General features: G+C 67.2%; 11 protein-coding genes and 1 pseudogene. 7 read left to right on the top strand and 5 right to left on the bottom strand.

The features are described from left to right. Positions 1 to 59 precede the first annotated feature (59 nt). From ACQCSY_RS03145 to ACQCSY_RS03160, 4 genes are all read right to left on the bottom strand, one after another. Complete coding sequence (locus ACQCSY_RS03145) at positions 60 to 1,217, bottom strand: adenylate/guanylate cyclase domain-containing protein (RefSeq protein WP_427133110.1); 1,158 nt, start codon at positions 1,215 to 1,217, stop codon at positions 60 to 62. After that, the gene (locus ACQCSY_RS03150) at positions 1,207 to 1,806 is read right to left on the bottom strand and encodes a PH domain-containing protein (RefSeq protein WP_427133111.1); all 600 of its coding nucleotides are present in this window, start codon (positions 1,804 to 1,806) and stop codon (positions 1,207 to 1,209) included. The genes ACQCSY_RS03145 and ACQCSY_RS03150 overlap by 11 nt, the downstream gene beginning before the upstream one ends. Next, positions 1,799 to 2,731, bottom strand: a complete 933-nt coding sequence (locus ACQCSY_RS03155) for a biotin--[acetyl-CoA-carboxylase] ligase (protein WP_427133113.1) — start codon at positions 2,729 to 2,731, stop codon at positions 1,799 to 1,801. Before ACQCSY_RS03155 ends, ACQCSY_RS03150 begins: the two co-directional genes overlap by 8 nt. 72 nt (positions 2,732 to 2,803) lie before the next feature. After that, the gene (locus ACQCSY_RS03160) at positions 2,804 to 3,694 is read right to left on the bottom strand and encodes an SDR family oxidoreductase (RefSeq protein WP_427133115.1); all 891 of its coding nucleotides are present in this window, start codon (positions 3,692 to 3,694) and stop codon (positions 2,804 to 2,806) included. 247 nt (positions 3,695 to 3,941) lie between these two features. Between ACQCSY_RS03160 and ACQCSY_RS03165 the strand changes: the two genes are divergently transcribed. The 5 genes from ACQCSY_RS03165 (at position 3,942) to ACQCSY_RS03185 (ending at position 10,935) form a co-directional block, all read left to right on the top strand. Continuing rightward, complete coding sequence (locus ACQCSY_RS03165; RefSeq protein ID WP_427133117.1) at positions 3,942 to 5,525, top strand: acyl-CoA carboxylase subunit beta; 1,584 nt, start codon at positions 3,942 to 3,944, stop codon at positions 5,523 to 5,525. Positions 5,526 to 5,530: 5 nt separating this feature from the next. Then, complete coding sequence (locus ACQCSY_RS03170) at positions 5,531 to 5,776, top strand: acyl-CoA carboxylase subunit epsilon (protein WP_427135641.1); 246 nt, start codon at positions 5,531 to 5,533, stop codon at positions 5,774 to 5,776. Positions 5,777 to 5,859: 83 nt separating this feature from the next. Next, positions 5,860 to 7,575, top strand: coding sequence for a DUF885 domain-containing protein (locus tag ACQCSY_RS03175; protein WP_427133119.1), 1,716 nt, complete (start codon positions 5,860 to 5,862; stop codon positions 7,573 to 7,575). A 363-nt stretch (positions 7,576 to 7,938) separates the two neighbouring features. Further along, on the top strand, positions 7,939 to 9,297 hold the full coding sequence (locus tag ACQCSY_RS03180) for a glycoside hydrolase family 71 protein (protein WP_427133120.1): 1,359 nt from the start codon (positions 7,939 to 7,941) through the stop codon (positions 9,295 to 9,297). Positions 9,298 to 9,480: 183 nt separating this feature from the next. Continuing rightward, entirely contained in the window at positions 9,481 to 10,935 is a 1,455-nt protein-coding gene (locus ACQCSY_RS03185) for a dicarboxylate/amino acid:cation symporter (protein WP_427133122.1), read from the top strand. 111 nt (positions 10,936 to 11,046) lie between these two features. On the opposite strand, the gene ACQCSY_RS03190 is transcribed toward ACQCSY_RS03185, so the two are convergent. After that, the gene (locus ACQCSY_RS03190) at positions 11,047 to 11,598 is read right to left on the bottom strand and encodes a hypothetical protein (RefSeq protein WP_427133124.1); all 552 of its coding nucleotides are present in this window, start codon (positions 11,596 to 11,598) and stop codon (positions 11,047 to 11,049) included. A gap of 206 nt (positions 11,599 to 11,804) precedes the next feature. Between ACQCSY_RS03190 and ACQCSY_RS03195 the strand changes: the two are divergent. Next, positions 11,805 to 12,205: pseudogene (locus ACQCSY_RS03195) on the top strand (YbjQ family protein). A 93-nt stretch (positions 12,206 to 12,298) separates the two neighbouring features. Next, positions 12,299 to 13,057, top strand: a complete 759-nt coding sequence (locus ACQCSY_RS03200) for a TetR/AcrR family transcriptional regulator (RefSeq protein ID WP_427133125.1) — start codon at positions 12,299 to 12,301, stop codon at positions 13,055 to 13,057.

Below are 13,057 nucleotides of genomic sequence, written 5' to 3' on the forward strand. Positions count from 1 at the left end.
CTATTGCATAGTGTCCGCCACATTGGAACCTGGCGTGCCACGGCTTCCCGGCGGGGACCTCAGTCCAGGACGAGGCCGCGGCCGCTGCCGCGCAGGAGCTGGACGGGGTGGATTTCGCCGAAGCCGCGGACGTCCTCCGCCGGGCGCGGCACCAGGACAAAGCGTTCGTCCTGTTCCAGGGCGGCAGCGGTCATCGAGTCCACCAGCACCGTTCCCGGATCCGCCAGGGCGGTGAGCCGTGCGGCGAGGTTCACCGTCGGCCCGTAGATGTCCCCCAGGCGGGAGAGAATACGGCCCCACACCATGGCGACCCGGGCTTGCGGCAGGATTTCATCCTCCGTAAAGGCCTGGGACAGGGCCAGGGAGATCTCGGCGCCGGCACCCGGCGTCTCCGCGATGTAGAGGACTTCATCGCCGACCGTCTTTACCAGCCGGCCGCCGCCGACGGAGATGATCTCGGCGCACTTGTTTTCGAAGCGCTGCACCAGCTGGGCCAGCGTCTTCTCGTTCATCCGGCGCGAAAGGCTCGTGTAGGAGACCAGGTCCGCGAAGCCGACGGCCCGGGCGAGCGGCAGCGGCGCGTCGTCCTCGTCCCCCTCGCGGCCCTCTTCGCTTGACTGGAGCCCCGCTTCGGCGCGCACGGCCAGCCGCTGGACGCCGGCGTTGAGCTGGCGGCGCCAGGAATAGACCAGCATCTCCTCGAGGGCATCCACGAGGGACGGCAGCTCGCTGACCAGGCGCTTCCGGGCCACGGCATCCGGGACCCCCTGCTGGTGGACCATATCCTCAACGAGCGCTTCGATCTGCCACACCACCATCCGGTCCGTCATCTGGCCGATGGCCCGGGTGACGGAAATGGCGGCTTCTTCGGTCAGCTTGCCGGCCCGCACCAGGTCGACCACGGTGGACAATGCGGCCTGGTCGCGTTCGGTGAAGGCGACGTCTTCATCGCCGAGGTTGGGAAAGCCCAGGGCCCGCCACAGTTTCCTGGCGGACAGGAGCGAGAGTCCGGCACCGGCGGCGACTTCACGACGGCGGAGCTTGCGCTCCCCGCCCAGCAGCCGGGCTTCGAGCGCCTTGGCGGCGAGCCGTTCGGCGGAGATCGTGCCTGTGGGAGGCGCGGCTTCGAAGGTGACGGCCTCGACGACGGCGTCCGGCACCTGGGACGGCTCCTCGGCCACGAGTCCGGTCTCCTGGTGGACGTTCTCAGCGTTCATCTCTTCCACCTTCTCTCGTCTCCCGCTGCCAGGCCTCGCCTGGGTTGTGAATCATGCCGTCGGCCCCGAAAACCCCACCCTGCGGGAGATCATCAATGGCGTCAAGTATGAAGTTTCGGAACGTCGCGGCCTCCGGGACGTCGGGGACCACCGTGCTGGAGGGGTACCCGGTGTCCAAGGATATATTCCCGGACCGTAATACGCGCTGAAGCAGCGACTGCTCGATGACGACATTCCGGACCGCGGCCAACGAAACCTGTTGATCGCGCCGCCTTAACATGCCGTAACGGGCAACTAACCTCTGGTTGGTCAGGGTGTAGCGCGTGGCATGCCACGTCATCACCCGCGGCAGGCAGTAGCCGAGCACCACCCACGCCGCCAGGGCCACGCACACCGCGACAAGCCAGACATTCCAGTCCTTGGTGATCAGAGGGATCAGCTTTGCGGGGCCGCCTTTGACAACCCAGGCGCTGGCATAGGCGGCCAGCGCGGGAACAACAACGAACGTCAGCGCCGGGACAATCAACATCCTGGGCTGGGGCCGGGTCACCACAATCACTTGCTCTCCCGGCAGGAGCGCTTTACGCATATCCGCTTTCGGCGCTGTCTGGCCCGGCGTCGTCTGCCGCGGGTGGAGCCCAGGGGCGCAGGTGCACCACATCACCGGCGGTAACCACGTGCTCGTGGGCCGCGGCGTCGACCACCATGAGGGATCCGTACTCGTCAAGCCGCGAGGCGTGGCCGATGATCTCGTGGTCACCCGGGAGCTGGGCGCGCACCTGTTTGCCGAGCGTGGTCAGCACGGCCTCCACCCGCTTGTGCAGCGAGGGGCCGCCCGCCATCCCGGCGGCGGGGTCGCCGTCGGCGTTGCAGAAGCTGCGGTAGAGCACGGCGAAATGGGACAGATAGCTCTTGAGCAACTCGGTCCGGTCGACCGTGGCGGGATCCTCGAGCAGCACGGACGTGGCAGTGGGTACCGGCAGTTCGGCCTCGGTGAGTGTCACGTTTAGCCCGGTGCCGAGCACCACGGGGGGCGCCGCGCCGTCACCGAGGGGCCCGAGCTGCGCGAGGATGCCGGCGATCTTCCGGCCGCGCACCAGGACGTCGTTGGGCCATTTGAGTTCGGCCGGAATGCCTGCGGTGTCCAGCAGGGCTTGGCGCAGCGCGAGCGCCGCCAGCAGTGACAGCCATGAGTAACTCTGGGTCGGCAGCGGGCGCCCCTCGGCGTTGACCGGCCGGAGCACAACCGAGACGGAGACGGCGCTGCGGGCCGGCGCTTCCCAGCGGCGGTCCAGCCGGCCCCGGGCAGCGCTCTGGTATTCGGCGGCGAGCACGGACAGGTCCGGCCAGGCGCGTGGATCCTCGGTCACGCCGCGGAGGAGATCCGCGTTGGTGGAGCCGGTGGACTCCACCACGGTGAGCTGTGGAATGCCTTTGGCGGACAGGAATGCCGCGTCGCTGAGGGCATTCAGGTCCAAGGGCGGACGGTCCGGGGCTTCCTGCGCGGCTTCCATGCTTGAATCCTACCGAGTTACGGCCCCCGAGGCTCCGGCCCGGGCGGCCGGAAGCCGGGATCCGCAGAAAACTCAGAGGAAAATGTCAGGTACCAGCCGGTCCTCCGGTGCGCCGAGGCTGTACGGGGTGAAGTCCGTGACGCCGGCCGCCGCCAGGACCTGCTCGTCGGTGTAGAAGTTCCCGCTCCAGCTGCCGGACTCCGGGATCGCGTTGCTGGCGGTCAGCACGGCATGGGCGGCATCGGCCATGATCCCGGGGCCGCGGGCACCCTTGACGATCATGCCGCCGCCGGGCATGTTGCGGATGGCGGCGGTGTCGATCAGGGTGCAGGGCCACAGGGAGTTCACGTTGATGCCGTCGACCTTGAGCTCTTCGGCCAGCCCCAGGGTGGTCAGGCTCATGCCGTACTTCGCCATGGTGTAAGCCAGGTGCATCCCGGCCCATTTCGGGTCCAGGTTCAGCGGCGGTGACAGCGTCAGGATCTGCCCGCCGTCGGACTCGCGCAGCGCGGGCAGGGCGAGCTTGGAGAGCAGGAACGTCCCGCGGACGTTGATGTCCTGCATGAGGTCGTAGCGCTTCATGTCCACCGCGTCGGTCTTGGACAGGTCGATGGCGGAGGCGTTGTTAATCACGATGTCGATCCCGCCAAAGCGTTCGACGGCGGCGGCAACCGCGCCGGCGACGTCGTCGTCATTGCGCACATCACCGACCAGCGGCAGTGCCTGGCCGCCGGCCGCTTCGATCTGTTCGGCGGCGGAATAGACGGTGCCTTCCAGCTTGGCGTGCGGCTGGCCGGTCTTGGCCATGAGCACGATGTTTGCGCCGTCCAGGGCCGCCCGCGTGGCGATTGCCAGGCCTATCCCGCGGCTGCCTCCGGAGATGAGGATGGTGCGGCCCTGGAGGGAACCGGCGGCCTGGTACGGTCCTGCGGCGGCGCCCGAAGCATCATGGCTTGAAGTCATGACCACACTCTAGCGGACGAATGTTACTGGTGAGTAACATTAGTCTCCGGGCGGCAGGAGGAGGGAAAATTGTAGGGTTTCTACAGCGGCGCTGGGCAGTTGCGTCACTAGACTTGCCATCGGGGCCCTGCGGAATTTCCGTGAATTTGTGCGGAAGCTACTTAAACCGCCGTGCGGTGCGGGGCCAGCGACTATCAGCCATGACTATCAGCGCCCAAACAAATAGCAACAGAGCCGGAGACACTTGATGAGCCACGATCTGACCACGACTGCGGGAAAGATTGCAGACTTCCGCGACCGCCAGTCCCGTGCTGAGCAGCCCTCCGGCCCGGAAGCGATCGAGAAGCAGCATGCGCGCGGCAAGAACACCGCCCGCGAGCGCATCGACCTCCTGCTCGACGCCGGCTCCTTCGTCGAATTCGACGCCCTGGCGGTGCACCGCTCCACGGCCTTCGGCATGGAGAAGAAGAAGCCCCTCGGCGACGGCCTGGTTTCCGGCTACGGCACCGTCGACGGCCGGCCCGTCGCCGTCTATAGCCAGGATTTCTCCGTCTACGGCGGCTCGTTGAGTCAGGTCAACGGCGAGAAGATCGTCAAGGTCCAGGAATTCGCGTTGCGCAACGGCTGCCCCGTGGTGGGCATCCTCGACGGCGGCGGCGCCCGCATCCAGGAAGGCGTCGCCTCGCTGGCGATGTTCGCGGACATCTTCCGCAACAACGTCCACGCCTCCGGCGTCGTCCCGCAGATCTCCCTCATCATGGGCCCCTCTGCCGGCGGCGCGGCCTACTCCCCCGCTCTGACCGACTATGTGGTCATGGTGGATAAGACCTCGCACATGTTCATCACCGGTCCGGACGTCATCAAGACAGTCACGGGTGAAGACGTGGACATGGAGACCCTCGGCGGCGCGCGCCAGCACAACGCCAACACGGGCACCTCCACGTACCTCGCCTCCGACGAGGCCGACGCGATCGAGTTCGTCCGCGAGCTGCTGGACTTCCTGCCGTCCAACAACCTCGCCGAGGCCCCCGTCCAGGAGCACCAGCAGGAGCTGGAGCTCGACGACGACGACTTCGCCCTCGACGCACTCATCCCGGACTCCGCCAACCAGCCTTACGACATGCGCAAGGTCATCGAGCAGATCGTGGACGACGCCCACTTCCTGGAGATGCAGTCCCTCTACGCCCCGAACGTGATCATCGGCTACGGCCGGGTCGAGGGCCACACCGTGGGGATCGTGGCCAACCAGCCCATGCAGTTCGCCGGCACCCTGGACATCTCCGCCTCGGAGAAGGCCGCCCGCTTTGTGCGGCACTGCGACGCCTTCAACGTCCCCATCATCACGCTGGTGGACGTGCCGGGCTTCCTGCCCGGCAAGGACCAGGAGTTCCAGGGCATCATCCGCCGGGGCGCCAAGCTGCTCTACGCCTACGCCGAGGCCACCGTGCCCAAGCTGACCGTGATCACCCGCAAGGCCTACGGCGGAGCGTACATCGTGATGGGCTCCAAGAAGCTCGGCGCGGACCTCAACCTGGCTTGGCCCACCGCGCAGATCGGCGTCATGGGCGCCCAGGGCGCGGTCAACATCCTGTACCGCCGGGAACTCGCGGCGGTTGCGGCGGACGGCGGCGACGTCGAGGCCAAGCGCGCCGAGGTCATCCGGCAGTACGAGGAAGAGCTGCTCAACCCGTACCAGGCGGCCCAGCTCGGCTACGTTGACGCCGTCATTGCCCCGTCCGAGACCCGCGGGCAGATCATCAAGGGCCTGCGGGCACTGCGGGACAAGCGGGCGGCCCTGCCCGCCAAGAAGCACGGGAACATCCCGCTGTGACGCCCGTGGAACAGCCGGTGGTTGAGCCCGTCGAAACCCCGGTGGTTGAGCCCGAGAACCCGCTGCTCTCCGTCGTCAAGGGCGAGCCGACGCCGGAAGAGCTGGCGGCGCTGACCGCCGTCGTGCTGTCCCTGGGCAGCGCCGAACCTGCAGCGCCGGAAAGGCCCGGGGTCCGGCACTGGGTCCGCCGGCAGCAACTGCGGCTGGCGCCCAAACCGGGACCGGATGCCTGGCGCCGCAGCCTCGGCTGACCGGCGCGTCCCGCTGTAAGCAGGACGGCCGCGAAAGTTCAGTAACCCTTTCATAACCGCCGCGGCCGGGCTAGTCTCGTCGGGTGACTATCGAAACCACCGCCTCAGATAACGCTGCCCCCGCAGCCGCGGCTCCCGTGCGCCCGCAGACGGCCATCGACGCCGTCGCGGATGCCTTCACGGACACGCTCATCCGCCTTAACCCGAGCTTCGCCACAGAGCTCGGCCTGCCTGGCCACGAGACCGAGTACCCGGATTTCTCCCCGGCCGGCCGCGAGGAATTCGCCGCCGCGGCGCGCGGGGCACTTGCCGCGCTGGACGGGCTGGATCCGGCTGACGACGTCGACGCCGTCACGCTGGACGCGATGCGCGAGCGCCTGGGCCTGCAGCTGGAAATCCACGAATCGGGCTGGGACGCGGCCGAACTGAACAACATTGCCTCCCCCGCCCAGGACATCCGTGCGATCTTCGACCTCATGCCGACTGCCACCGCGGAGCACTGGGACCACATCGCGGGACGGGCGCACAATGTCCCGGCGGCGATCGACGGCTACATCGCGTCGCTGCGTTCCGCCCTGCAGCGCGGCTTGGTGGCCGCCGCCCGCCAGGTGTCGATCGTGATTGAACAGACCGCCAAGTACGCCGCGGAGGACGGCTTCTTCGCGAAGCTCGCCGCCGGCGCCAGGACCGCGGACGGGCCGCTGTCCCCCGGGTTGCAGTCCAAGCTCGACGCCGGCACCGCAGCCGCCCGGGTAGCCTACGCCCGGCTGGCAGGCTTCCTCGAATCCGAACTCCTGCCTGGTGCCCCCGCCCAGGATGCCGTGGGCCGCGAGCGTTACGCCCTCGCGTCGCGGTCCTTCCTGGGCGCCACCGTGGATCTGGACGAGACCTACGCCTGGGGCGTGCAGGAACTCGAGCGCATCATCGCCGAACAGGAACGGGTGGCTGCCGAGATCCGGCCCGGCGCCACCATCGAAGAAGCCAAGGAGATCCTCAACAACGATCCCGTCCGCCAGCTCAAGGGCACCGACGCCCTCCGGGCCTGGATGCAGGAGCTTTCCGACAAGGCAGTGGCCGAGCTCGCCGGGCTCCACTTCGACATCCCGGACGTCATGAAGACGCTCGAGTGCAGGATTGCCCCCACCGATGAGGGCGGCATCTACTACACGGGCCCGTCAGAGGACTTCAGCCGGCCCGGCCGCATGTGGTGGTCCGTGCCGGCCGGCGAAGACACCTTCACCACGTGGGCCGAGACCACCACGGTGTTCCACGAAGGCGTTCCCGGGCACCACCTGCAGATCGCCACCGCCACCTACCGGCGCGAGCTGCTGAACAAGTGGCGCCGCAGCGTGTGCTGGACCTCGGGTCATGGGGAAGGCTGGGCGCTCTACGCGGAGAAGCTCATGCAGGAACTGGGCTACCTCAAGGATCCGGGTGACCACATGGGCATGTTGGACATGCAGCGAATGCGCGCCGCCCGCGTGGTATTTGACATCGGCGTGCACCTGGAGCTCGAGGTCCCCGAACGCTGGGGCACCGGCAGCTGGACGTCGGAAAAGGGCTTCGACTTCCTCCGCGCCAACCTGCCCATCAGCGAAGGGCAGCTGAAGTTCGAATTCACCCGTTACCTGGGCTGGCCGGGACAGGCCCCCTCCTACAAGGTGGGCCAGCGGCTCTGGGAACAGATCCGCGCCGAGCTTGAAGCCCGTCCGGGCTTCGACCTCAAGGCGTTCCACACCGGTGCCCTGAACATCGGCTCCGTGGGGCTCGACACCCTCAAGCGCGCGCTGCTGGGGTAGGTCTGACCTCGCCGCATTCCGCGACCGTGCCATATGGACCTGGGCAAAATAGTCGTCTATTCTCTTGGGGACACATGTGGCGGGCGTTGAACGCCGTCGGCGACGGCTGGGGGCCGCGACGCAAATGCCCGGGCGAACGAGCAGCACCCGATATTGGAGCACTCTATGAGGAAAATCGCCTCACGCCTGGGACCATCGTCAAGTGACGTTGCGAAAGCGCGGAACCGAGGGCGAATGCGGGTAGCTGCCTCCGTGGTTGTAACCGCCCTCTTCGGGGCTGCGGCGGCGATTGGCGCCCCCACCCCCTTGAACGCGGCAACAACGTCGGGTATATCGACGGCCACAACAGCGGCATGCAATCCCTTGCCCATTAATCTGCCCGCGCCGGCGAACCGACACACCTCGACGAAAAAGGCGTGGGCCTACTACTTCCCGCCGTTCCCGCTCGCCGTCGACAGCCCCGATCCGAGCCGCGACGTCTACACGCGCTGGCTGAATTCCCATAACTCCGCCAACGGCGCCTATGACCTAAGGGATCGTCCGCTGACTCCTCAGCGTGCGAGCCAGACGACGTGGCGGCAGGCCGATTTCGAGAAGGAGATCCGGCAGGCTGTCGGGGCAGGCCTGGACGGTTTCATCTGGGAATACCACAGCTCGAGCGACCTCCGGTGGCAGCAACTGCCCGCCATGCTGGCCGCCGTCAAGGCGGTGGATCCGGGGTTCAAGATCATGCTCAGCCCGGACTTCAATAGTGCGGCCGGCTCCACTTCGGACAGCGTGTACAACGACGTCATGAAAGTGAAGGACGATCCTTCGATCTACCGGACCGGCGGGAACATCGTGCTGGCGCCGTTCTACCCGGAGCGCAAGACTCCCTCGTGGTGGGACGGGCTCAGGAACCGCCTGGCCTCCTCCGGGGTCAGATCGACCCTCGTTCCGATCTTCCTTTCCTGGGGGGCAGGCACCCAAAAGTCGGAGTGGAACAACTCCGTTTCCGGGTATTCGCAATGGGGAACGCGCACCGCTAGCGGCGTTCCCACGCTCGCCCGTGACAGCGCCGAGGCTCATCGCCGAGGAAAGACGTGGATGCAGCCGGTGGCGTTCGAAGATTCACGGTCCTACGACGGGCGCTTCTGGGAGTCATCCAACAGCTCTACCCTGCGGGATTCCCTGACGTCGGCGATCAACAGCAACGCAGACTCGATTGCGCTCATGACCTGGAACGACTACACCGAGTCCTGGGTGGCACCCTCCAAGCAACGCGGTTATGCGGTGTTGGACATGGCCGCCTACTACATCTCCTGGTTCAAGAACGGGGCAAAGCCTGCGGTTTCCCAGGACGCCCTGTATTGGAACCACCGCTCGCAACCCACGAACGCGCCGTATTCGAAGACACCCATCGGCCGCAACGGCAAACCCACAGCCATGTACGTGCCCAACGGTGACGCGGCGAAAAACGAGGTGGAGCTGGTAGCCGTGCTGAAGGCACCCGGACGCCTTACCATTACGCAGGGAAGCAACGTCAGGACCATGGACGCCTCGGCCGGGATTACGTCTTTCAAGGTCCCGCTCGTGAGCGGCACTACGCCGGCCTTCAAGCTCGCTCGCAGCGGGGCGACGGTGCAGACAGCGACGAGCAACACCCCGGTGCGCTCCTCCGTGGTTTACCAGGACATGATCTACCACGCAGGCGGCGGCGTCGCATCTAACTGCGCGCGCTAGGTCCCTTCAAACGACCGTCGGCCGCAGCGAGACAATCGCCACATCCGCCGCAGGAATAACTTCACAAAGTCCTGGTATTACGCCTGAAACCCGGGGATCCCGCGCCGCGCAAGGAATCATGACGGCGTAACATTTCTCAACATCCGTTCGCAGTGCTATGGCGCCCGGTCCTAGCGTGTTCTGGTGAGCATTCAGACAAGCACCCCCTCCCCCGCAGGAAAGACCGGTTTCCAGCTGCCCAAATGGGCCGGCTCGTTCGGCTTCCAGATCATCGCCGCCCTGATCGTGGGCCTGGGCCTTGGCCTCCTGGCCAAGTACACGGGAAGCACCAAGGCGAACCCCAACGCCCTCGGCACCACGCTGCAGACCATCGGCTCGAGCTACGTCTCGCTGCTGCAGACCGCCGTGGTCCCGCTCATCTTCACCGCCGTCGTCAGCTCCATCTCCAATCTGCGTGAGGTGTCCAACGCCGCGCGGCTGGCCTGGAACACGCTGCTCTGGTTCGCGATCACGTCCCTGATCGCCGTGCTGATCGGCATGGGTCTGGGCGTGCTCCTGCAACCCGGCGCCAACACCGGCATCGCCCAGGACGCCAAGTATGCCGGCAAGTCCGGTGACTGGTGGGCGTTCCTGACAGGTCTGTTCCCCAAGAACTTCCTGGGCCTTGGCGCCAGCACCACCGTGACTGATGGCGTGGCCGCCACGGCGGTGAGCTTCAACGTGCTCCAGATCCTGGTGATCGCAATCGCCGTCGGCATCGCGGCCCTCAAGGTGGGCAAGGCGGCCGAACCGTTCCTGAACCTCAACGCCTCCGCGCTGGCCGTGATCCAGAAGGTGCTCTGGTGGATCATCCGCATCGCCCCGATCGGCACCGTCGGCCTGATCGGCAACGCCGTGGCCGTCTACGGCTGGGACACCATCGGCTCGCTGGGCAAGTTCACGGTGGCCATCTACATCGGCCTGGCCCTCGTCCTGTTCGTCGTCTACCCGGTCCTGATCCGCACCCACGGACTGTCCATCAAGCAGTACTTCTCCGGCGTCTGGCCGGCCGTGCAGCTGGCCTTCGTCTCCCGCTCCTCGATCGGCACCCTGCCGCTGACCCAGCGTGTGGCGGAGCGGAACCTGGGCGTCCCCCGCGCCTACGCCTCCTTCGCGGTGCCGCTCGGCGCCACCACCAAGATGGACGGCTGCGCCGCGATCTACCCGGCCGTCGCTGCGATCTTCGTGGCCCAGTTCTTCGGCATCCAGCTGGACTTCACCCAGTACCTGCTGATCGCGCTCGTCTCCGTGTTGGGCTCCGCCGCGACGGCGGGCACCACGGGCGCCGTCGTGATGCTGACGCTGACGCTCTCCACGCTGGGACTGCCGCTGGCCGGCGTCGGCCTGCTGCTGGCGATTGATCCGATCCTGGACATGGGGCGCACCGCCGTCAACGTGGCCGGGCAGGCCCTCATCCCGACGATCGTGGCCAAGCGCCAGGGCATGCTGGATGAGGCGCTGTACAACGCGCCGCGCAACGGCGATCCCTTCAGTGACGAAGTCGCTGACACAGTCACCGCACCTGCTGCTGACCCGTCCGCTGTTGCGGTTCCTTCGGCGGCCCCGGAATCACGCGAACTGGCCGGCGCGAAGGCCTAGCCTGCTCGGCACACGGCCGAAGCGTTAGCGACGAATTCCCCGGGATCTCCCGGGGAATTCTTCGTTAAGCCGCGTCCGGCAGGGCTAGCGGCAGGGCCGGCCACGACAGGGCTAGCGGCCCCGGCCGATCACGCCCTTCTCGGCGGCCTTGGTGACGGCGTCGGCCTCGGCCTGGGTCAAGGTGCCGTCCTTGACGGCCTGGTCCAGCCGGGGCTTCAACGCTGCGGCGTGGTCCGCCTGCTCGGCCGTGCGGAGTTCCTCCAGGGCCGTGGTGACCTTGGATTCGTCAATGCCGAGCGACTTCGCCAGGGACGCCGCCAGGGCCTTCTCCATCGCGGCGCGGTCCGGCTTCTGCCCCTCAGCAGGCGGCGTGGCCGGCCTGTTGGCTTCGCGGAAGGTCTTCAGGGCGTCCGCTACCTTGGCTTCGTCGACGCCCAGCTTGGCGGCGAGCTCCTTGGCACGCTCGCCGCGCTCGGCACCGCCGTGGCCGTGGCGCCCGCCGTGCATTCCCTGGCCGTCGGCCGAATTGTCTGCCGGGGCGGTGGAGCTGGGGCTGGGGCTCGGCGAGGAGGTGGCGGAGGCTATTCCAGCGACGCCGAGGCCGGCGCCAAGTGCCAGAGCCGCTGCCCCCAGACCGAGGGCTATTCTCTTGGTGCGTGACATGACTTGTCTCCTGGATCTGCCGCGCGGGACGGCGGCTGTTACCTGCTCAGTTTTTCCGGTGAAGTCTGATTCCAGAGCACTTCCAGTGTGCGCCCACAGGTTCACGGATAGCTGTTACCAACCTTTCATCTTCCTGTGAATCTTCCCGTCGATTTTCCCGCCGAGTTTGCCACTGCCGCGGCCCGAAAAGTGGATAGGCTCGGGGCATGCTGATCGTCACCGCGAATGACATCCCCGGCCACCGGATCGACGCCGTCTTCGGCGAAGTCATGGGCCTGACCGTGCGTTCCCGTGACATTGCGGCCCAGATGATGGCCGGGTTCCGTTCCCTGGCCGGCGGGAGCTCCCGGAGATGACCAAGGCCCTGTACGAGAGCCGCCAGCAGGTCATGGCCCGGATGGTCGCCGAGGCGGAGCAGCGCGGGGCCAACGCCATCCTCGCCATGCGCTTCGACACCTCCGAGATCGGGCCCAACTGGACAGAGGTCTGCGCCTACGGCACCGCCGTGTTCGCCATCCCGCTCGCTCAAGACGAACCCGGCGCGACCGGCCAGTCCATCTACCTGACCAGCTCCGGTTCCGGCGCGGCGGACCAGCCAATACCCTGATCCGCGCCAGCGGCCGGAGGCGTTCCCGAAGCGTTCCGCCAACGTCGTCGAAAAAACTTGCCCGGAGTGCAAACATGCACGTAGTGTAAGCACGTGCCCGCCTCAACATCTCCTGCCGCTCCGCCGGCGTCCGCGGCTTCGCCGCGCGAACCCAACACCCCTTCGCGCCGCGAACTCAACAAGGCCGCAACCCGCCAGGCCATCACGGACGCGGCCCTGGACCTGCTCCGCACCCGGGGGCCGGGGAACTTCACCGTCGAGGACATTGCCGACGCCGCCGCGATCTCCCGCCGGACCTTCTTCAACTACTTCAGCAGCACCGAAGCCGCCATCGCCTCGGTGACCTTCGGCTTCCTCGACACCGCGCTCCAGCAGTTCCGGCTGCGCCCGGCCGCCGAACCCATCCTGGAATCGGCCCGGGCCGCCCTGGTTGAACTGGCCGACCCGATGACGGTTGCCCCGATGGCCGAGCTCTACGCCCTGGGCCAGACCAACCCCCAGCTCAGCCGTTCGGAGCTGGAGGCCTGGGACCACTGCACCGAACAGATCATCGACGCCGCCCGGGAGCGCTTCGCCCAGGGAGCCGGCGGCGAGATCGACGAGCTGTACCTGCGCGCCCTGGCGGGCTCCGTCATCTCCTGCGGAAAAGCCGCCATGGACGTGTGGTTCGCCCGGTGCGGCGGCGACCTCAGCCCCGCATCCCTCTCCGCCCTCCGCCAGCTCCTGATCGACGCCATGGGCCTGCTGGGCTCCGGTTTCGCCGCCCCCGCCGCCAGCACGGCAACCTCGGCCGCCGCCCCGGCTCCCCCGGCCACCTACTCCGCCGCCACTCCTCCCCCAGATCGGCACTGA

This window comes from Pseudarthrobacter sp. S9 (assembly GCF_050156545.1).
GTDB lineage: Bacteria > Actinomycetota > Actinomycetes > Actinomycetales > Micrococcaceae > Arthrobacter.

Bases quoted from the DNA above. Each gene is read 5' to 3' on its own strand.
- ACQCSY_RS03165 (WP_427133117.1), top strand. From the start codon at position 3,942: ATGAGCCACGATCTGACCACGACTGCGGGAAAGATTGCAGACTTCCGC.
- ACQCSY_RS03190 (WP_427133124.1), bottom strand. From the start codon at position 11,598: ATGTCACGCACCAAGAGAATAGCCCTCGGTCTGGGGGCAGCGGCTCTG.
- ACQCSY_RS03160 (WP_427133115.1), bottom strand. From the start codon at position 3,694: ATGACTTCAAGCCATGATGCTTCGGGCGCCGCCGCAGGACCGTACCAG.
- ACQCSY_RS03150 (WP_427133111.1), bottom strand. From the start codon at position 1,806: ATGCGTAAAGCGCTCCTGCCGGGAGAGCAAGTGATTGTGGTGACCCGG.
- ACQCSY_RS03155 (WP_427133113.1), bottom strand. From the start codon at position 2,731: ATGGAAGCCGCGCAGGAAGCCCCGGACCGTCCGCCCTTGGACCTGAAT.
- ACQCSY_RS03145 (WP_427133110.1), bottom strand. From the start codon at position 1,217: ATGAACGCTGAGAACGTCCACCAGGAGACCGGACTCGTGGCCGAGGAG.